Raw genomic sequence first — 510 nt, 5'->3', positions numbered from 1 at the left:
TAATGCCAGTCAGTTAACAACTGACTGGCATTTTTTCTTGGGATATTTGCTAGGTTTTGGTTTAACGCATCTTGGATACGCTCGCTCTCGCTTCATCGGTAAGATGTGGTGCTCTACTTGAGCTTGCAATTGCTCTATTGACTTTGGGATCCGCCCAGCATTCTCTATAAACATCGTTTGAATTAAGTTGATAATACTTATTGCGCAAGTTGTAAAGCTAAGATGTTTTGCATATATCCCGGGCTTTGTTTGTGCCATTTTCACCATCTGATATCTGAGCAAGTTATAGCTAAGTAATACACCCCAAAGCTCTTGCGCTATCATGTCTGGCTTTTTGCTACGTAACGTGAAGTGGCTATTCAATAAGGTTTGCTTCATTTCTCTATAGCCAAGTTCGATTTCCCATCTATCACTGTATAAGTCTACTATTTCAGCTTTAGGAAAACGCATTGGGTCGGTCAGTGAAGTGAGGATGCTCACCTCTTTTCCCTTAATCGTTTTTGTGACCAA

Annotated in this window: 1 protein-coding gene; it reads right to left on the bottom strand. The window is 40.6% G+C overall.

Annotated features, from left to right (window positions below):
* Positions 1 to 9: 9 nt before the first annotated feature.
* Positions 10 to 510: transposase (locus ACSLUH_RS19500; RefSeq protein ID WP_448570079.1), on the bottom strand; the 501-nt coding region annotated here is incomplete at its 5' end.

It is taken from the genome of Thalassotalea ganghwensis, from assembly GCF_053485795.1.
The sequence above is the reverse complement of the archived record's forward strand: the minus strand, read 5'-3'. Positions and strand labels throughout refer to the sequence as shown.